Consider the following 17,834-nt stretch of genomic DNA (forward strand, 5'->3'; position numbering starts at 1 on the left):
CGGACTCGGCGAGGGGGACCGGGATGCCGCGGCCTCACGCCGCCTGGACGCTCACGATGCTCGACACCGGGAGGGTGCGCTCGATGTCGGCGGCGCGGTCGCGGCCGCGCAGCCGCCCACCGCCCAGCCCCGAGGCCTCCAGCGTGAAGGCGCGTTCGGCGCCGTCGGGCATGCGGACGACCACGACGATCTCGGCCCGTGCGCGTACGGCCTGCTCGAGCTCGCGCTCGAGCCATCCGGCATCGCCGCCGGCCGTGTGGCTGAGCCGCAGCGTCGTCAGCAGCCGCTCGTACGTCTGCGCGGGCGTGAGCGCGGGCTCGGACGGCGTCGCGGCGGAGCGGCGGTGGACGGGTTCGGGCTTCCCGGCGGCGTCGACCGCGATCACGGGATAGCGGGCGTCGGCGAGGGTCCAGTAGACCGCGTCCCGCGCGACGCGCGACGTGAGGCCGTCGCCGTCGCCCACGAGGCCGAGGGGGCGCAGGGCCTGGTCGACGGCGATCGTGTCGAGCAGGCCCGTATCGGCGCTGTCGACGCGGGTGCGTCCCGAGGCGGCGTCGGCGCGGACGCGCACGAGTCCGTGCCGTGACGCCGTGCTCTCGATGAGGTACTCCAGCGGCTGCGGGATGCCGGTGAGCGAGAGCTCGGCGAGGAACTCCCGCATCGACGACGCCGTCTCGCCCTCGCCCATGCCCGCTCCGAGCGACTCGGCCGTGAACCGGTAGGTCGACGCCTGCGCACGCGACTCGCGCAGCGCGAGCGACCGCAGCCGCAGGTCGAGCGCGGGCGCCAGCGGACCGGGGGCGATCGCGGTGAGATCGGCCTGCAGATAGACGCGGTCGATCTCGGCGGGCAGGTACGGGGCCATGGTGGCGGCATCTGCTCGCTCGCCCTCGCGCAACCGTGCGGTCCACGGGTACTCGGCGGACGACGAGCCGTCGGAGTCGAACACGCCCCACCGCGCGCCGATGCGACGGAGGCGGTCGGCGCGCCCGGGCCACTCGTCGTCGAGCGGATACGCGTCGTGCCACGACGCGGGGGCCGTGAACCCGCCGGCGGCGGTGCGGATGCCGCGGGGCAGGCTCGCGCGGAAGCCCTCGGCGATCGCCTCCCAGCGCTGCGGCGTGGGGGTCTGCAGCCAGGCCTCGCCGGCATCCGTCACGACCCATTCGCGGTCGCGCGCGACGGCGAGCCCGGCGTCGGCCGCCGACGTCAGCAGGTCTTCGAGGTGGTCGGGTGCCGCGATGGCGCCGGCATCCGTCAGCCGTCGGCGGTCGACGGCGCTGACGGCTCCCGCGCCGGTGCGGGCGAGCGGCGTGTGCAGGCACGCCAGCAGCACGTCGGCGAGCGACCCCGCGGTCGTGAACGCGCGCTCCGCTGCCGCGGCGGCGGAACGCGCGTCGGCCGGCGTCGGCGCAGCGGCCGGCGCCGCGGGTGCGAAGGCGTCGGGACGGGATGCCGCAGCCGCCGCGATCCGGTCGGCCACGGCGTCGTACGGGGCTCCGTCGGCGTCGGTCAGCGCCAGCAGGTCGGCGTCGCCGCCCGCGAGAGCGCGGCCGGCGGCCAGGGCGATCAGCTCGGAGCGGTCCAGCCGCGTGAGCGCGCGGTCGAGCTGCACCGGATCGAGCAGGGCCTCGGCCGCATCGAAGAAGTCGTGCCAGGCGACATGTGGTGAGACGCCCCGGGCCGCGAGCGTCTCGGCGAGCGCGGCGTCGTCCAGATCGGCGAGCCGCGTCGCGAGTGCGCGCGCGTCGGAGCCCACCCGGTCAGCCTCCTCGGTTCGCCCGAGCCCTCCGCACGAAGCTCATGATGAGCACGGCGAGCAGCATCGCGAAGGCGACGATGGGGGCGAAGTACACCAGCACGCCGACGACGGGCCACACGCCGGTGTCCATCTTCGCGCCCGCGGACGAGGCGATCATGATCGCGAAGAAGCACACGATCGACAGTGCCAGCAGACCCAGCGACATGAAGGCCAGGATCCGGTCGATGCGGCGGACGGGGACGTCGCCGTCGGGTTTCGTGCTCATCCGCTCCAGCCTACCCGTCGGGGTGCGACTAGGCTGTTCTGGTGGGGGTTTCGCCGCCCCCGCATTCGTCATGCACTGTTTCGCCGCGGCTTTTCGCGCGGCGCCCGATTCAGCGAGGTTCTCGATGCCCACCGGCAAGGTCAGGTTCTACGACGAGGAGAAGGGGTTCGGCTTCATCTCCTCCGACGACGGCCAGGACGTCTTCCTGCACGCCACCGCCCTGCCCGCCGGCACGCCCGCGCCCAAGACGGGCACGCGACTCGAGTTCGGCGTCGCCGACGGCAAGCGCGGTCCGCAGGCGCTCTCGGTGCGCGTGCTCGATGCGCCCGTGAGCCTCGCCAAGCGCTCGCGCAAGCCGGCTGACGACATGGCGATCATCATCGAGGATCTCGTCAAGCTCCTCGACAGCGTCGGTGGCGACCTGCGCCGCGGCCGCTACCCCAGCGGCGCGCACGCGAGCAAGGTCGCGGCCGTCCTGCGCAAGGTGGCCGATGAGCTCGACGCCTGATCCGAACGCCGACGCCGTCTCGGACGGCGATGACGAGTCCGTCGCCGCGGAAGAGACCGTGGATGCCGCGCCCGAGGCCGAACAGACGCCCGAAGCCGACGAGGTCCTGGTGACCGAGGTCGAGGTCGTCGAGGTCGAGACGGGCGTGCTCGACGCGCTGCTGGTCGGCCTCGTGGAGGATGCCGTCGAGGCGGAGACCGAGGCGGAGACCGAGGCGGAGACCGAGGTCGTCGTGGTCGAACCGGATCCGTCGCTGTTCGAGGCGCACGATCTCGCGCTCGCGGCGCTGCGCGAGATCACGAGCGAGGCCTCGATCGGCGAGCCCGCCGACTACCGCGTCGAGCCCGACGGTGTCGTGTCGCTGCGATTCGCCAACCGGCTTCCCGGGTACCCCGGCTGGTTCTGGACGGTCAGTCTCGCCCGTGTCGAGGGCTCGGAGCCGACGGTGCTCGAGGTCGAGCTGCTCCCGGGCGACGGCGCACTGCTGGCCCCCGACTGGGTGCCGTGGGCCGTCCGCCTCGCCGAGTACCACGCGGCTCAGGCCGCGCTCGCCGAGGCCGCGCACGCTGACGAGGACGAGGACGCGGACGAGGACGACTCCGACGACGAGCTCGACGACGTCGACGACCTGGACGCCGCGGATTTCGACGACGACGGCTCGCCGATCCTCCACGCGGGCGACGTCGACGGCGTCGACATCGACGTGCTCGACCCCTCTGCCGAGGACGACGAGTCCGACGATGACGAGTCCGACGATGACGAGGACTCCGACGAGGATGAGTCCGACGAGGATGAGTCCGACGATGACGACGAGTCCGACGATGACGAGTCCGACAATGACGAGGATGACGACGAGCGCTGAATGCCGCTCGTCCCGTCGAGGCGTTTCGTCTCGCTCGTTCCTCGCTCGCTCAACGAGCGGGTCGGTGGGCGCTGGGTGTCGCCCGTTCGACCACCGGTCGTTGAGCGGAGGGCGCTCTGGCGCCCGCAGACGAAACGGCTCGGCGGCATGCCGAAAGGGCGGCCCTCCGCGCCCGCAGCGCACGGAGGACCGCCCTTCGCCGACCCGTCAGGAGTGCGACGAGACCTGGGAGGTCGGCATCGTCACGCGGAATCCGGCGCCCAGCAGCACCTCGTCGCGTGAAGACGGTCCCACGAGCAGTTCGAACTCACCGGGTTCCACGATGCGCCGGCCGCCGGCATCCACGATCGTGCATTCCGCGACCGGAACCGACAGCTCGACCGTCACGATCTGCCCCGGGTCGATGTCGACGTGCCGGAACGCCTTGAGCTCCTTGTCGGCCCAGCTGACCGACGTGACGGTGTCGCGGACGTACACCTGCACGATCTCGTGCGCCGGGCGGGTGCCGGTGTTGCGCAGCTCGACCGTCGCGCGCACGGTGTCGCCGGGCGCGAGCTCGGTGTCGACGATGCGCAGGCGGTCGTACTCGACGGTCGTGTACGACAGGCCGTCGCCGAACGCCCACGCGGGGGCCTGGGTGAGGTCGGCGTAGCGGTCGCCGTGCTGACCGCGGATCTGGTTGTAATAGATCGGCAGCTGGCCGGCGTGACGGGCGAACGAGATGGGCAGGCGCCCCGCAGGCTCGATGAGCCCGAGGGCGAGCTCGGCGATCGCGCGGCCGCCCTCCATGCCGGGGGACGCTGCCCAGATGACGGCCGCCGCGCGCTGGGCCGACGGCGGCAGCACGAGCGGCTTGGACGCCATCAGCACCAGGACGAACGGCGTGCCGGTGTCGGCGAGCGCGTCGATCAGCGCGATCTGCCCGCCGATGAGGTCGAGGGTCGCCGTCGAGCGTCCCTCGCCCACGAGCTCGATGACGTCGCCCACCACGACGACGGCCACGTCGGCAGCCTGCGCGGCGGCGACGGCTTCGGCGATCAGCTCGTCGTCCGCCGGCGAGGGCACCACGATCTGCGGTCGCGGCTGGCCGTCGGGGAAGAAGGCTCCGGCCGGATCCTCTTCGAGCGTCAGGACGTCGGCGCCGCGCGCGTGCGTGATCGTCCAGTCGGCCGGCGCGAACGAGCGGAACCCGTCCAGCACCGTCGTGATCATGTCGCGCGGCTGGCCGTCGAGCCAGCCCGCCTGGCCCGAGCCGCCCGCCCAGTCGCCCAGCTGCGTCTGAGCGTCATCGGCGAGCGGGCCGATCACCGCGACCCGTCGCGCACCCGCGGCACCCGGGACGGCGCGGCCGCCGGCATCCGCCTCGAATCCGCCGTCCAGCGGCAGCAGGCCGTCGTTGCGCAGCAGCACGAGCGAGCGGCGCGTGAGCTCGAGGTTCAGGGCGCGGTGCTCGAGCGTGGCGATCTCGGTCGCGATGCGAGCCTCGTCCGGGAGGCGCGGGTCGGCGAACAGGCCGAACTCGAACTTCAGCAGCAGGATGCGCGCCACCGCGCGGTCCAGGGCCTCCTCGGTCAGCAGTCCCTGCTCCAGCGCGTCGAGTGCTCCCTGGAAGAACCCGGGCGTCGTCATGATCATGTCGTTGCCGGCGTTCACGGCAGCCGCCGCGGCATGCGCGTAGTCGGGCTGCACGTGCTGCTCCCACACCATGCGGCCGACGTTGTCCCAGTCCGTGATGAGGGTGCCCGTGTAGCCCCACTCGCCGCGCAGCACGTCGTTCAGCAGCCAGTCGTTGATCGTGATCGGCACGCCGTCGGTCGTCTGGTAGCCGAGCATGAAGGTGCGGCATCCCTCCTTCGCGACCCGCTCGAACGGCGGCAGGAACCACGAGCGCAGCTTGCGGCGCGAGATGTCGGCCTCGCTGGCGTCGCGGCCGCCCTGCGTCTCGGAGTATCCGGCGAAGTGCTTCGCCGTCGCGAGGATCGCCGTCGGGTCCGAGAGCCCGTCGCCCTGATAGCCGCGCACCATCGCCGAGGCGAGCTCGCCGATGAGGAACGGGTCCTCGCCGAACGTCTCGTCGACGCGCCCCCAGCGCAGATCGCGTGCGATGCACAGGACCGGAGAGAACGTCCAGTGGATGCCGGTGGCCGCGACCTCGACGGCGGTCGCGCGCGCCGCGCGCTCGACGAGCCCGGCATCCCACGACCCGGCCATGCCCAGCTGCGTCGGGAAGATCGTGGCGCCCTCCCAGAACGAGTGACCGTGGATGCAGTCCTCGCCGACCAGCAGCGGGATCTGCAGACGGGTCTGCAGCGTCAGCTCGCGGGCGCGGAGCACGCGCTCCGGCGAGGTGTGCAGGATCGATCCCACGTGCTTGCGCAGCACGTGGTCGTCGAGGTCGTCGCGCGCGTCGAGCTGCATCATCTGCCCGACCTTCTCTTCGACCGTCATGCGGCGGAGGAGGTCTGCGATGCGGTCTGCGACCGGCAGCGTCTCGTCGAGGTAGTCCGGGATCGTCGCCGTGGTCACGCGTTCTCCTGCGTCTTGGTGTCGGTGCTCTTGGTGTTCGTGCGCACGACCGTGACGGTGTCGTTCACGTTCATGCCCTTCTTCTTCATGGCGCGGGCGCGCTCGCCGGCGGACCGCAGGCGCGGGTTGACGTACTCGTCGATGCCGAAGTTGATGAGCGACAGGGCGACGCCGATCGCGGCGATGCACAGGCCCGGGGGGAGGAACCACCACCACTGGCCCTGGCGGAAGGCCCCCTGCGCGCTCGCCCAGTTGAGGATGGTGCCCCAGTTGTAGGTCGTGACCGGGATGATGCCGATGTACGAGAGCGTCGTCAGCCCGATGATCGCCGCCGTCACGGTTCCCACGAAGCTCGCGGCGATGAGCGCCATGAGGTTCGGGAGCATCTCGACGGTGATGATCCGCCGCAGCGGTTCGCCGTTGGCCCGAGCCGCCTGGATGAAGTCCCGGCTGCGCAGCGACATCGTCTGGGCGCGCAGCACGCGCGCCCCCCACGCCCAGCCGATGAGGCCCAGCACGCCCGCGACGAGGATGAGCGGCGGATCCTCGAACATCGACGCGACGATGATGATCAGGGGGATGCCGGGGATCACGAGGAACACGTTCGTGAGGGCGGACAGGCCCTCGCTGCGCCACCCGCGGAGGTAGCCCGACAGCACGCCGACGGTGATCGCGATGATCGTCGCGATGAATGCCGCGAGGAAGCCCACCACGATCACGCCGCGCGTGCCGTGGATGACCTGGCTCAGCACGTCCTCGCCGATGTGGGTCGTGCCGAGCCAATGCTGCGCCGACGGCGGCTGGAACCGCGCCGTGTTGTCGACTTTCGTGGGCGAGTACGGGGCCAGCACGTCGGCGAAGATCGCGACGAGCACGAAGAACCCGAGGATCGACAGCCCCGTGATCGACTTCTTGTTGCGGAACATCGCGAAGGCGGCGCCGAGCTTCGACCAGAAGCCCGGCTTCTTGGGTGCCTTGCCGGCGGCGGCGGGATTGCGCACGGTCGCGGTCGCCGGTGCGTTCGCCGAGCGGCCAGTCGCCGTGTCGTTGACGATCGTGTTCATGCTCAGGCCTCCGTCTGGCGAGTGCGCGGGTCGAGGAACGCGTAGGCGACGTCGGCGAGGAGGTTCGCCAGGAGCACCGAGATCGTGATCACGAGGAACACCCCCTGCATGAGGGCGTAGTCCTTCGCGTTGGTGGCGTCGAGCAGGAGCTTGCCGACGCCGGGGTAGCTGAACACCACCTCCATCACGATGGTGCCGCCGACGATGAAGCCGAGCGCGAGCGCGAAGCTCTGGATCTGCGGGAGCACGGCGTTGCGGGCGGCGTACCGCCAGAGCACCCGGTCGTTCGGCATGCCCTTCGCCTGCGCGACGGTGACGTAGTCCTCGTCGAGCACCGTCAGCATCATGTTGCGCATGCCCAGCATCCAGCCGCCGAGCGACGCGACGACGATCGTCGCCGCGGGAAGGAAGCCGTGGTGGATCACGTCGCCGATGAACTCCCACGACCACTCCGGCACCACACCCACGCCGTACGCCTTGCCGATCGGGAACCATCCGAGGGCGACCGAGAAGATCGAGATCGCCAGGAGGCCCAGCCAGAAGTAGGGGATGGTGCTGAAGAACGTGGTGATCGGGATGAGCACGTCCAGCCGGCTGCCTCGGCGCCAGCCGACGATCGCACCGCCGACGGTGCCGACCGCGAAGGCGATGAGGGTCGCGAAGCCCACGAGGGCGACGGTCCAGATGAGCGACTGGCCGACGACCTCGGTCACGGGCCGCATGCCGTGCAGCAGCGAGATGCCGAGGTCGCCGCGCAGCAGGTGCGCCCAGTAGTCGATGTACTGCTGCCAGAGCGAGGAGTCGGTGTCGAGGCCCAGCAGCGCACGCAGTGCCTCGGCCGCCTCGGGCGTCACGTTGCGGTTGCGGGCCAGGTAGGCGCTCACCGCGTCGCCCTTCATCAGGCGCGGCAGGAAGAAGTTGATCGTGATGGCCGCCCACAGCGTGAACAGATAGAACAGGGCCCGGTTGCCGAGGAACCGCCACGGGATCCGTGCGCGGCCCTTGACGGCGCCCGTTGCCGTCGTTCCCGCCTCGATCGCGTCGAAGTCGGGGGCAGGGAGCTGGGGAGCCACGGCGCTCATCTGTCACCTCCGAGGATGCCGGCTGCGTGCGCGAAGTAGGTGTCGGGATCGGGGGATGCCGCCCGCAGCTCTTGGGTGTAGGGGTTCTGGGGGTTAAGGATCACGTCGTCCGCGGGGCCGCGTTCGACCACCCGCCCGTGGTTGAGCACGAGGATCTCGTCGCTGAAATGGCGCGCGGTCGCGAGATCGTGCGTGATGTACAGGACGCCGAGGCCGTGTTCGCGCTGCAGGTCGGCGAGGAGATTGAGCACCCCGAGGCGGATCGACACGTCGAGCATCGACACGGGCTCGTCGGCGACGAGCAGCTTCGGCCGGGACGCGAGGGCGCGCGCGATCGCCACGCGCTGGCGCTGGCCGCCCGAGAGCTCGTGCGGGCGACGGTCGATGACGGCATTGGCGTCCAATCGGACGCGACCGAGCAGGCGACGGACCTCGTCCTCGAGCTGATCCTTGGGCACGACCTTGTCGAGCTCGAGGGGCCGCTGGATGGCGTAGCGGATGGAGTGGTACGGATTCAGGGACGCGAAGGGGTCCTGGAAGACCATGCGCAGCTGCTGGCGGTATGCGCGCAGCCCCTTGCCGCGCCGAGGGATCGGCTGGCCGTCCATGCGGACCTCGCCGCTCGTGGGCGACTCGAGCTGGGTGAGGATCTTCGCGATCGTGGACTTGCCGCTGCCGGACTGGCCGACGAGGCCGATCGTCTGGCCCGAGCGGAGCGTGAAGCTCACGTCGTCGAGGGCCTTCATCTGGCCGGCGCCGCGCACGGAGTACACCTTGGTGACGGCGTCGAATTCGAGGACGGTCATCGGTGGACCACCCCTCTCTCTCCGGTGAGTCTGGGGAAGGATGCCAGCAGCGTCCGCGTGTACTCGTCCTGCGGGTCGGTCCAGACCCGCTCGGCGGTGTCGAGCTCGACGATCTCGCCCTCGCGCATGACCGCGATGCGGTCGCTGATCTCGAGCAGAAGGGGCAGGTCGTGGGTGATGAAGATCACCGAGAAGCCGAACTCGTGGCGCAGATGCGAGATCTGGCGCAGGATCTCGCGCTGCACGAGCACGTCGAGCGCGGTCGTCGGCTCGTCCATCACCATGAGCTGCGGCCGCAGCGCGAGGGCCATGGCGATCATGACGCGCTGGCGCATGCCGCCCGACAGCTCATGGGGATACGAGCGGTAGCGCTGCGCACCGACCTTGACGATCTCGAGCAGGTCGATGACCTCGGCGCGCCGCTGCGACCGCGTGAGTGCGGGGCGGTGCACCTCGAAGACGTCCTCGAGCTGGGAGCCGATGGTGGCCACCGGGTTGAGCGAGTTCATCGCCCCCTGGAACACCATCGAGATCTTGTCCCATCGGAAGCGGCGCATCTCTTCGGGCTCGAGGCCGTTGACGTCGATGTCCTCGCCGTTCGCGTCGTGGAAGACGACCGAGCCGCTGGTGATGACCGCCGGTGGTTTGAGGAGGCGCTGCACGCCGTAGGCGAGCGTGGTCTTGCCGCACCCGCTCTCGCCGGCGAGTCCGAGGATCTCACCGCGCTGGAGTTCGAGGGTGACGTTCTTGACGGCCCTGACGGGGGGATCGACGTCGTAGACGATCGAGAAATCGTGGACGGAGAGCAGGGGATCTCTCATGGATGCTGGGTCGCTTTCGTGAGGGTGACGTGGCGGCGGGGCGGATGCGCACGGCATCCGCCCCGCCGCGATGTGTCATTCGGCGGGCTGCAGCTTGGTCAGGATCTGCACGATCGCCGGCTGCGTCGGGTCCGCAGAGGCGTACTGGTCGTCCTCGGACGGCCATCCGACGTAGTTGCGGGTGTTGAACTCGCCCAGCAGCGGGTGCGCACCCAGCGGGATGACAGGGACGTTGTCGACGAACGCCTTCTCGATGACCGCGAGGGCGGCCTCACGGTCGGCGTCGGACGACGCGTTCGCGTAGGTGTTCAGCGCCTCGGTGACGGCCGGGTCGTCGAAGCGACCGAAGTTGAACGCCGCCTTGCCGTCGACGATCCACTTCGGGTCCATCGCGGACGTGTACAGGCCGTACGCGTTGCCGGTGTCCTCGAGCCAGTGGATGATCGCCTGGAACGTGCCCTCCTGGCGGGCGGCATCCCAGCCGCCCCAGTCCGGCTGGTCGACCTTGACCTCGATGCCGAGGCCCTCCTTGAGCTCTTCGGCCAGGAGCGCCTGCTCGGTGTTCCAGTCGCTCCAGCCCGCGGGGACCGAGATCGAGAACGTGACCGCCTCGCCGTCGGGGTCGATGAGGTTCTCGCCCTCCCACGTGTACCCGGCGTCTGTGAGGATCTGGCGCGCCTTGTCGATGTCGACCTCATAGTTCTGGTCGGCGTACTCGGGGATGATCTCGTCCTGGAGCAGCGCGCCGAGACCGGTCACGTTCCAGATCGCCTCGCTCGCGCCTTCGCGGGCGATGTCGACGTAGGCCTGACGGTCGATCGTCCAGGCGAGCGCCTGGCGGAGTGCCGGGTCGTTGAACGGCTTCGTCTGCAGGTTCATGAACAGCGTGCCCGCGCCGGCCGTGGGGGAGGCGAGGAACTTGTTGTCGGGGTCGGCCGACAGGTAGCTGTCCTCGATCTGCGGGATGAACGCCTGCGCCCAGTCGGCCTCGCCCGTCGCCAGTGCGGTCGTCAGGGCCGCGTTGTCGCCGTACGAGACGTAGTGGAGCTCGGGGACCGCCAGCTCTCCGCCCCAGTAGTCGGGGTTCGCGGTGAGGGTGACCGCCTCGGTCGTCCACGAGTCGAGGACGTAGGGACCGGTGCCGACGGCCTGGCCTTCGCCGGTGACCGGGTCGGTGTTGGGGTCGTCGATGTCCTTCCAGATGTGCTCGGGCACGATCTGGAAGTGCAGCACGCGCGCCTGCTGCGTGTACTTCGAGCTGTTGAAGTCGATCGTGACGGTGTCGCCGTCGACGGCGACGCTCTTGAGGTCGAGCGCGTTGGTGTCGTTGAGCTTGCCGTCGAGGACCTGGTTGAACGAGAACGCGATGTCGTCGGCCGTGAAGTCCTCGCCGTCGCTCCACTTGACGCCGCTGCGGGCCACGGCGGTCAGCTGCGTGTAGTCGTCGTTCCACGTCACCGACTCCGCGAGCCACGGGGTCGTTCCGAGGTCGCCGGTCGGGTTGACGAGGGCGAGCGACTCGAAGATGACCTTGCCGTAGCCGTACTTGGAGGCGGACGAGTCGCCCAGGTAGGGGTTGTTCGACTCGGTGGTGATCGCACCGTCCGGCTTGGCGATGGTGAGCGCCGCGCCCGACGAGTCGCCGTTGTTGTCGCCGCTGCCACCGGCGCAGCCGGTGAGCACCAGCGCGGCGGCGACGCCGACAGCTGCGAGGGTTGTTCTGAGCCTCATTGCTTCTCCTTGGGTGTGTGCACGACATCGTGCCTCCGGGAGGGTAGACGACGATGTCCGAGTGATTGCCGCATCAACTTACAATCAAGTAAGTAATCTTTGCAAGTAGGCTTCATCCGCGACGCGGCGGATGCCGCCGATAAACTCGCACACGCCGGTTCATGCGCCCGGAAACGCGGATGAGAAGGGGGCTTGACGATGGCTGCTCAGCGACGCCAGCCGCGCTCACGACCCGAGACACTCGCCCGCCGGCGCGACATCCTCGACGCCGCGGTCGAGATCTTCGGCAGCAAGGGATTCGCCGGCGGGACGCTGCAAGAGATCGCGGACCAGGTGGGCATGACCCACGCCGGGATCCTCCACCACTTCGGATCGAAGGACCAGCTGCTCATCGAGGTCCTGCAGCACCGCGACGACACCGATGTCGCGGACCTGGAGGGTCAGCACATCCCCGACGGCATGCCGCTGTTCCGCCATCTGGTTCGGACGGCGTTCGTCAACGCCCACCGCGCCGGCATCGTGCAGGCGTACGCCGTTCTCTCGGCGGAGTCGGTGACGGACGACCACCCCGGTCGCGCCTTCTTCGAGAAGCGCTACCGCACGCTGCGGGCCGAGGTCGCGCACGCCTTCGAGGTCGTGTGCGCCGAGCGGGGCGTCACCGAGCCCGCGACCGTCGGCGTGGCATCGGCCAGCATCCTCGCCGTCATGGACGGCCTGCAGGTGCAGTGGCTGCTCGACCCCTCCGCGGTCGACCTCGCCCGGGCGTCCGAGTTCGCGATCGAGGCGATCGTGTCGGCCGTGCTCACACCGCAGCCATCGCCGCTGGCCGAGTCGGCCCCGAGCGCGCAGACATAGAGAGAGTGGATGCCGGGCGCCCGGCATCCACTCTCTCGAGGCTTGTCAGCCCAGGCGCTCGACGGTGTAGTCGATGCAGCGGATCAGCTGGCGCACGTCGTCGGGCTCGACCGAGACGAACGTCGCGATGCGCAGCTGGTTGCGGCCGAGCTTGCGGTACGGCTCGGTGTCGACGATGCCGTTGGCGCGCAGGCTCTTCGCGACCGCGGCGGCGTCGATCGACTCGTCGAAGTCGATCGTGACGACGACGGGGGAGCGGTCGGCTGCGTCGGCGACGAACGGCGTCGCGAACGAGGATGCCTCGGCCCAGTCGTACAGCGCCTGCGAGGACTCGCGGGTGCGGGCGTCGGCCCACTGGAGGCCGCCGCTGCGGTTGATCCACGACACCTGCTCGTTCAGCAGGAACAGCGTCGCGAGCGCCGGGGTGTTGAGCGTCTGGTTCAGGCGCGAGTTGTCGACGGCCTGCTTGAGGCTCAGGAACTCGGGGATGTAGCGACCCGAGGCGGCGATGCGCTCGATGCGCTCGATCGCGGCCGGCGAGACGACGGCGAACCACAGGCCGCCGTCGGAGCCGAGGTTCTTCTGGGGCGCGAAGTAGTAGACGTCGGCCTCGTGCACCGAGAAGTCGATGCCGCCGGCGGCGCTCGTGGCGTCGATCACGGTGAGGGCGCCCTCGTCGCCGTGCACGCGCTGCACCGGGGCCGAGACACCGGTCGAGGTCTCGTTGTGCGGCCAGGCGTAGACGTCGACGCCCTCGACGGGCTCGGGGGCGGTGCGGGTGCCGGCGGGCACCTCGCGCACATCCGGGGCCTCGAGCCACGGCGCACCGGCGGCCTTGGCGAACTTGCCGCCGAACTCGCCGAACACCAGGTTCTGCGCGCGCCTGTCGATGAGGCCGAACGACGCGGCATCCCAGAACGCGGTCGACCCGCCGTTGCCGAGGATGACCTCGTACCCGTTCGGCACGCGGAAGAGCTCGCGCAGGCCGGCGCGGACGCTGCCGACGAGATCCTTGACGGGCGCCTGGCGGTGCGAGGTGCCCATGAGCGCCGCGCCGCGCCCGGCCAGGGCGTCGAGGTGGGCGGGGATGATCTTCGACGGGCCGCACCCGAAGCGTCCGTCGGCGGGCAGGATCTCTCGGGGAAGCTCGATGTGCGCCATGGATCGATTCTAGAGACGCCCCCGCGCCCCGCCCGACCGCGTGACGGCCCGGCAGCGCGGGCGTACGGCCTCGGTGTCGGGTGCGGAGGATAGGCTGTCCTTTGCCCCTTGAGAACTGAGGACACCGCGATGACAGACCTGATCGACACCACCGAGATGTACCTGCGTACGATCCTCGAGCTCGAAGAGGAGAACATCGTTCCGCTGCGCGCGCGCATCTCGGAGCGCCTGGGCCACTCGGGGCCGACGGTGTCGCAGACGATCGGGCGCATGGAGCGCGACGGCCTCGTCGTCGTGTCGGAGGACCGCAGCCTCGAGCTCACCGACGCCGGCCGTCAGAAGGCCGTCGACGTCATGCGCAAGCACCGCCTCGCCGAGCGCCTGCTGTCGGATGTCATCGGGCTGGACTGGGCGTACGTGCACGAAGAGGCGTGCCGGTGGGAGCACGTCATGAGCGAGCAGGTGGAGCGCCGCCTCGTCGAGCTGCTCGGGCACCCCACCGAGTCGCCGTACGGCAACCCGATCCCCGGGCTCGACCAGCTGGGCGACGTGCCGGCGACGGAGTTCGAGCAGGGTGTGGTCGGACTCGTCCGCCGTCTCAACGACGCCGGCGAGCCGATCACCGGCACGGTGCGCCGCCTTGCCGAGCCCGCGCAGGTCGATCCCGAGCTGCTGCAGCAGCTCAAGGGCGCCGGTGTCGTGCCGGGCGCCGTCGGCGACTACCGCTACAACGAGGGCTACGTCCTGGTGCAGATGCGCGGCAGCGACGAGGGTCTCGAGCTCCCGGTCGAGCTCGCATCGCACATCTTCCTGGTCGACGACGTCCACTGAGATCGGGATGCCGCCACCCGCGGTGATGGCCATCCAGAGGTTTGCCAGGCGCGTAGCGTGACAGAATCGTGACCTTCGGGTAGCCTCGAACAGTCCACCAGGCGAGAAGCCCGCCGACCGGACCCCGCGTGGATCGCCTCTCCGGCTCGTCGTCCACGCGGTGCACAGTTGCGTCCGTGTCCCGACACGTGCGCCCTCACGCAACCCGACGAGCCAGGCGCTCCGGCGCAGAGGCGCCGGAGGACAGTTTGGCTGAACAGATCGAGTCGCCCGCGAACGGACCCGAGCACGACGCGACCCATCAGAGCCGTCGTGCGCGCACGCGCCAGGCCGCTCCCGCGAGACGCTCGCGCGGCACGGTGGCGCCCGCGAAGTCCGCACCCACGACGGTCTCCGCATCGACGCGCCCCCCTGCGAAGAAGGGGCGCATCACGAAGTCGCTGCGCAGCGTCGTCATCCTCAGCATGGTCGGCGGCCTCGTCGCGACCGTCGCACTGCCGGCCTTCGCCGCCGGCGCCGCCAAGAGCGGCGAGGAGTCGATGACCCTGCAGCAGATGGCGATGGACGACGCGCAGACGTTCGTGGCGGCATCCGATTCGACGAGCGCCGAGCTCGCACGCGACAGCTACTCGGCCACGACGTCGGAAGAGATCGAGAAGAAGAAGGCGGCCGAAGCCGCTGCCGAGCGCGCCCGCGAGGCGGCGAAGCGTGCGTCGGCGGCATCCGCCTCCGTCGGCACGAACATCGCGCTCATCTCGCCCGGATCCGGCGAGGTGCGCTGGCCGCTCCTCAACTTCACGAAGGGCCGCGGCCTGTGGGACTCGGGCTACCACCAGGGCGTCGACCTGCTGACGTCGTGCGGAACGCCCATCTATGCGACGGCCGCGGGCGTCGTCAAGGTCTCGCAGGAGAGCTACGGCGGCTACGGCGTGGCGGTCTCGATCGACCACGTCCTGGGCGGCCAGCGGGTCAACTCGCTCTACGGCCACATGACGTACGGCTCGCGGCAGGTCGCGGTGGGTCAGACGGTCGAGGCCGGGCAGCTCATCGGGCTGGTCGGCAGCACCGGCAGCTCGACCGCATGCCACCTGCACTTCGAGGTCCACATCAACGGGTCCGTCGTCGACCCCTGGGCCTGGCTGCAGGCGAACGCCGGCTGAGTCTCCACGATCTGCAACACAGCAGGGATGCCCCGCGCCGATGGCGCGGGGCATCGTTCTTCGACACGCCACGCGACGTTCACGATGCGCATCGCCCTCGGTGTCTGCAGCGTGCGTTACCCTGATTCCGACGCTGAGAGAGCGGAGGGAGCCGATGGGCTGCACACCACGCATCCGAACCACGGATGCTCTGGGACGCCTCGTCCTTCGGCATTGCATGAGCGGATGCCGCGGCATTGCCGTGGCGCCAGGGCGCTGTCTGTGAGACAGCGCCTTTTTTCATGCCCCTGAGCCCTTGATCGTCATGTGATTCGAATCACCGGAAAGCCGTTCCGGCCGTTCGAGAGGATGATCGATGCGCACACTGGTGCTGAATGCAGGTTACGAGCCGCTCGCGGTCGTGTCGTTCAAACGGGCCCTCGTGCTCGTGATGAACGAGAAGGCGACGGTGGTCGAGCACACCGAGACGGATCCGGTGTGGGGGACCAGACGCTCGTACGAACGACCGGCGGTGATCATCCTGACCCGCTACGTGCGGGTGCCGGGCGGGCGCCATGTGCCGGTGACGCGGCGGGGCGTGCTGCGGCGCGACAACCACCACTGCGCGTACTGCGGAAAGTCCGCCTCGACCATCGATCACGTCCTGCCGCGTTCGCGCGGCGGCGCGGACTCGTGGGAGAACCTGGTCGCGTGCTGCCTGCGCTGCAACAACGTCAAGGGCGATCGCACCCCGCAGGAGATGGACTGGGAGCTGCGCTTCACGCCGCGCCCGCCGCGCGGCGCGCAGTGGACGGTGCGGGGCACCGAGCGCACCGACCCGCGCTGGGAGCCGTACCTGACGCTCGCCGCCTGACGCGTCGCGCCCGGTCGGTCAGTCGCCGTCCAGCACGCGCAGCCAGCGGGTGAGCAGCGGTTCGAGGGCTCGTGTGTCGTCCTCGCCGAGCTCGGCGAGGATCCGGTGCTCGTTCTGCAGGTGCGCGGCGATGGCGCGGTCGATGAGCTCCCGTCCGCTCGGGGTGAGGCGCACCAGGCGCTTGCGAGCGTCGGATGCCTCGGCCCGGCGCTCGACGAGCCCCCGGGCTTCCAGGCGGTCGACGCGCTTGGTGAGGCCTCCGGTGGTCACGAGCGTGTGGTCGGCGAGCTCGCCGGCAGCGCGTTCGTACGGCGCGCCCGCGCGCCGCAGGGTGGCGAGCACATCGAACTCGCCCTCGCTGAGTCCGAAGTCCGCGTAGACGGCGACCAGGCGCTCGGTCAGGATCAGCGCGATGCGGTGCAGGCGTCCGATGACGCCCTGGGGGCCAGGGTCGAGGTCCGGGCGCTCGCGCCGCCACTCCTGCTGGATCTGGGCGACCCTGTCGTCGGGGAGGTCGGGCGAGGGCGTCTGACGGGCCATCGCGCCAGTTTACCTTCCTGGTAAGATAAAATGTCTTCCGTGGAAGATAAGCGCTGGTTCTGGGTGCTCGTGACAGCGATCGCGCCGATCGCGTGGGGGAGCGGCTATGTCGTGACGAGGCACCTGCTGCCCGCGGACGCGCCCCTGTGGGGCGGTGTGCTGCGGGCGCTGCCCGCGGGGCTGGTCGTGCTGCTGCTCGCGCGCCGGCTGCCGCAGGGCTCGTGGTGGTGGCGTTCGCTCGTGCTCGGCACGCTGAACGTGGGCGGGTTCTTCGTGCTCGTGTACGTGGCGGGGCAGCGCCTGCCGTCGAGTCTGGCTGCCACGCTGATGTCGGCGTCCGCCGCCTGCATGCTGCTGTTCGCGTGGCTGCTGCTGCACCGCAGGCCACGGCTCGCCGCAGCGGTGGGGGCGGCGGTGGGGCTCGCCGGTGTCGTCGTGATGCTGGGGTTCGACGCCGGCGGCGCGGACGTGTGGGGCGTCGTCGCGTCGCTCGGCGCGATGGTGGCCTCGTCCGTCGGGTTCGTGCTCACATCGCGCTGGGGAGCTGACGTGCCGGCGCTGCCGATGACGGCGTGGCAGCTGCTGGGCGGATCGATCGTGCTGCTGCCGGTGGCCGTGCTGATCGAGGGGGCTCCGCCGGCGCTCACGGCTCCGTCGGCACTCGGGTTCGCGTACCTCACCCTCGTGGCCACGGCGCTGGCCTACGTCGCCTGGTTCTCGGGGCTGCGCCGCCTGTCGCCGGGCGTGGTGGGGGTCGTCGGTCTTCTCAATCCCGTCACGGGGGTGGTACTGGGCGTCCTGGTCGCCGGAGAGGCGTTCGGTGTTCCCCAGGCCATCGGGGTGGCGCTCGTGCTGTCGGGGATCATGCTCGGCGCGGCACAGCCACGACCTGCCGAGCGATCCGCGATCGCTCCGCCGGTCGCGCAGTCTCGAACATAATTGTCGGAAGCGCGAGGTATGGTCGTTCCCATCGATTGAAGTGCTAGAACATTTGTTCTAGCCTTGAG

Annotated in this window: 17 protein-coding genes; 7 read left to right on the forward strand and 10 right to left on the reverse strand. The window is 70.2% G+C overall.

Annotated elements, in window-relative coordinates; all coding sequences use genetic code 11:
• Window positions 1-34: 34 nt before the first annotated feature.
• Together JNB62_RS06245 and JNB62_RS06250 are read right to left on the reverse strand one after the other, a co-directional pair.
• Entirely contained in the window at window positions 35-1,759 is a 1,725-nt protein-coding gene (locus JNB62_RS06245) for a helicase-associated domain-containing protein (RefSeq protein ID WP_220300011.1), read from the reverse strand.
• Window positions 1,760-1,763: 4 nt separating this feature from the next.
• The gene (locus JNB62_RS06250; RefSeq protein WP_191172374.1) at window positions 1,764-2,027 is read right to left on the reverse strand and encodes a multidrug ABC transporter ATPase; all 264 of its coding nucleotides are present in this window, start codon (window positions 2,025-2,027) and stop codon (window positions 1,764-1,766) included.
• A 124-nt stretch (window positions 2,028-2,151) separates the two neighbouring features.
• Here JNB62_RS06250 and JNB62_RS06255 point away from each other — a divergent pair, with 124 nt between their 5' ends.
• Both JNB62_RS06255 and JNB62_RS06260 read left to right on the forward strand, forming a co-directional pair.
• Window positions 2,152-2,535 (forward strand): cold-shock protein, encoded by a 384-nt coding sequence (locus tag JNB62_RS06255; protein ID WP_220300012.1) that lies wholly within the window; start codon window positions 2,152-2,154, stop codon window positions 2,533-2,535.
• A complete protein-coding gene (locus JNB62_RS06260) occupies window positions 2,519-3,397 on the forward strand; it encodes a DUF3027 domain-containing protein (RefSeq protein WP_308291738.1) in 879 nt (292 codons plus the stop codon). The genes JNB62_RS06255 and JNB62_RS06260 overlap by 17 nt, the downstream gene beginning before the upstream one ends.
• A gap of 207 nt (window positions 3,398-3,604) precedes the next feature.
• Here the strand turns inward: JNB62_RS06260 and JNB62_RS06265 are convergent, their stop codons facing one another.
• The 6 genes from JNB62_RS06265 to JNB62_RS06290 form a co-directional block, all read right to left on the reverse strand.
• Entirely contained in the window at window positions 3,605-5,923 is a 2,319-nt protein-coding gene (locus JNB62_RS06265; protein WP_220300013.1) for an exo-beta-d-1,3/1,6-glucosidase, read from the reverse strand.
• Entirely contained in the window at window positions 5,920-6,987 is a 1,068-nt protein-coding gene (locus tag JNB62_RS06270) for an ABC transporter permease (protein ID WP_222855786.1), read from the reverse strand. Before JNB62_RS06270 ends, JNB62_RS06265 begins: the two co-directional genes overlap by 4 nt.
• 2 nt (window positions 6,988-6,989) lie before the next feature.
• Window positions 6,990-8,069, reverse strand: coding sequence for an ABC transporter permease (locus JNB62_RS06275; protein ID WP_220300014.1), 1,080 nt, complete (start codon window positions 8,067-8,069; stop codon window positions 6,990-6,992).
• On the reverse strand, window positions 8,066-8,875 hold the full coding sequence (locus tag JNB62_RS06280) for an ABC transporter ATP-binding protein (protein ID WP_220300015.1): 810 nt from the start codon (window positions 8,873-8,875) through the stop codon (window positions 8,066-8,068). The genes JNB62_RS06275 and JNB62_RS06280 overlap by 4 nt, the downstream gene beginning before the upstream one ends.
• Window positions 8,872-9,696: an ABC transporter ATP-binding protein gene (locus JNB62_RS06285; protein WP_220300016.1), complete on the reverse strand. Its 825-nt coding sequence runs from the start codon at window positions 9,694-9,696 to the stop codon at window positions 8,872-8,874. Before JNB62_RS06285 ends, JNB62_RS06280 begins: the two co-directional genes overlap by 4 nt.
• Before the next feature lie 75 nt (window positions 9,697-9,771).
• Window positions 9,772-11,427 carry an ABC transporter substrate-binding protein gene (locus JNB62_RS06290; protein ID WP_220300017.1) on the reverse strand — a complete coding sequence of 552 codons (1,656 nt, stop codon included), beginning with the start codon at window positions 11,425-11,427 and terminating at the stop codon, window positions 9,772-9,774.
• A gap of 198 nt (window positions 11,428-11,625) precedes the next feature.
• Here JNB62_RS06290 and JNB62_RS06295 point away from each other — a divergent pair, with 198 nt between their 5' ends.
• Window positions 11,626-12,282 carry a TetR/AcrR family transcriptional regulator gene (locus JNB62_RS06295; RefSeq protein WP_220300018.1) on the forward strand — a complete coding sequence of 219 codons (657 nt, stop codon included), beginning with the start codon at window positions 11,626-11,628 and terminating at the stop codon, window positions 12,280-12,282.
• A 45-nt stretch (window positions 12,283-12,327) separates the two neighbouring features.
• Here the strand turns inward: JNB62_RS06295 and serC are convergent, their stop codons facing one another.
• Window positions 12,328-13,443, reverse strand: a complete 1,116-nt coding sequence (serC, locus tag JNB62_RS06300) for a phosphoserine transaminase (protein ID WP_220300019.1) — start codon at window positions 13,441-13,443, stop codon at window positions 12,328-12,330.
• Window positions 13,444-13,572: 129 nt separating this feature from the next.
• Between serC and JNB62_RS06305 the strand changes: the two genes are divergently transcribed.
• The 3 genes from JNB62_RS06305 to JNB62_RS06315 all read left to right on the forward strand — a co-directional run bounded on the left by JNB62_RS06305 (window position 13,573) and on the right by JNB62_RS06315 (window position 16,287).
• Window positions 13,573-14,274 carry a metal-dependent transcriptional regulator gene (locus tag JNB62_RS06305; protein WP_220300020.1) on the forward strand — a complete coding sequence of 234 codons (702 nt, stop codon included), beginning with the start codon at window positions 13,573-13,575 and terminating at the stop codon, window positions 14,272-14,274.
• 248 nt (window positions 14,275-14,522) lie between these two features.
• Entirely contained in the window at window positions 14,523-15,434 is a 912-nt protein-coding gene (locus JNB62_RS06310) for a M23 family metallopeptidase (protein ID WP_220300021.1), read from the forward strand.
• Between the two features lie 355 nt (window positions 15,435-15,789).
• A complete protein-coding gene (locus JNB62_RS06315; protein WP_220300022.1) occupies window positions 15,790-16,287 on the forward strand; it encodes an HNH endonuclease in 498 nt (165 codons plus the stop codon).
• 18 nt (window positions 16,288-16,305) lie between these two features.
• On the opposite strand, the gene JNB62_RS06320 is transcribed toward JNB62_RS06315, so the two are convergent.
• Entirely contained in the window at window positions 16,306-16,827 is a 522-nt protein-coding gene (locus JNB62_RS06320; RefSeq protein WP_220300023.1) for a MarR family winged helix-turn-helix transcriptional regulator, read from the reverse strand.
• 39 nt (window positions 16,828-16,866) lie between these two features.
• Between JNB62_RS06320 and JNB62_RS06325 the strand changes: the two genes are divergently transcribed.
• Window positions 16,867-17,766, forward strand: coding sequence for an EamA family transporter (locus JNB62_RS06325; RefSeq protein ID WP_308291739.1), 900 nt, complete (start codon window positions 16,867-16,869; stop codon window positions 17,764-17,766).
• Window positions 17,767-17,834 lie beyond the last annotated feature (68 nt).

Origin of the sequence: Microbacterium jejuense (genome assembly GCF_019511665.1) — a bacterium.
Taxonomy (GTDB): Bacteria; Actinomycetota; Actinomycetes; order Actinomycetales; family Microbacteriaceae; genus Microbacterium; species Microbacterium jejuense_A.

Bases quoted from the DNA above. Each gene is read 5' to 3' on its own strand.
- JNB62_RS06250 (WP_191172374.1), bottom strand. From the start codon at position 2,027: ATGAGCACGAAACCCGACGGCGACGTCCCCGTCCGCCGCATCGACCGG.
- JNB62_RS06255 (WP_220300012.1), top strand. From the start codon at position 2,152: ATGCCCACCGGCAAGGTCAGGTTCTACGACGAGGAGAAGGGGTTCGGC.
- JNB62_RS06260 (WP_308291738.1), top strand. From the start codon at position 2,519: ATGAGCTCGACGCCTGATCCGAACGCCGACGCCGTCTCGGACGGCGAT.
- JNB62_RS06270 (WP_222855786.1), bottom strand. From the start codon at position 6,987: ATGAACACGATCGTCAACGACACGGCGACTGGCCGCTCGGCGAACGCA.
- JNB62_RS06275 (WP_220300014.1), bottom strand. From the start codon at position 8,069: ATGAGCGCCGTGGCTCCCCAGCTCCCTGCCCCCGACTTCGACGCGATC.
- JNB62_RS06280 (WP_220300015.1), bottom strand. From the start codon at position 8,875: ATGACCGTCCTCGAATTCGACGCCGTCACCAAGGTGTACTCCGTGCGC.
- JNB62_RS06285 (WP_220300016.1), bottom strand. From the start codon at position 9,696: ATGAGAGATCCCCTGCTCTCCGTCCACGATTTCTCGATCGTCTACGAC.
- JNB62_RS06290 (WP_220300017.1), bottom strand. From the start codon at position 11,427: ATGAGGCTCAGAACAACCCTCGCAGCTGTCGGCGTCGCCGCCGCGCTG.
- JNB62_RS06295 (WP_220300018.1), top strand. From the start codon at position 11,626: ATGGCTGCTCAGCGACGCCAGCCGCGCTCACGACCCGAGACACTCGCC.
- serC (WP_220300019.1), bottom strand. From the start codon at position 13,443: ATGGCGCACATCGAGCTTCCCCGAGAGATCCTGCCCGCCGACGGACGC.
- JNB62_RS06305 (WP_220300020.1), top strand. From the start codon at position 13,573: ATGACAGACCTGATCGACACCACCGAGATGTACCTGCGTACGATCCTC.
- JNB62_RS06315 (WP_220300022.1), top strand. From the start codon at position 15,790: ATGCGCACACTGGTGCTGAATGCAGGTTACGAGCCGCTCGCGGTCGTG.
- JNB62_RS06320 (WP_220300023.1), bottom strand. From the start codon at position 16,827: ATGGCCCGTCAGACGCCCTCGCCCGACCTCCCCGACGACAGGGTCGCC.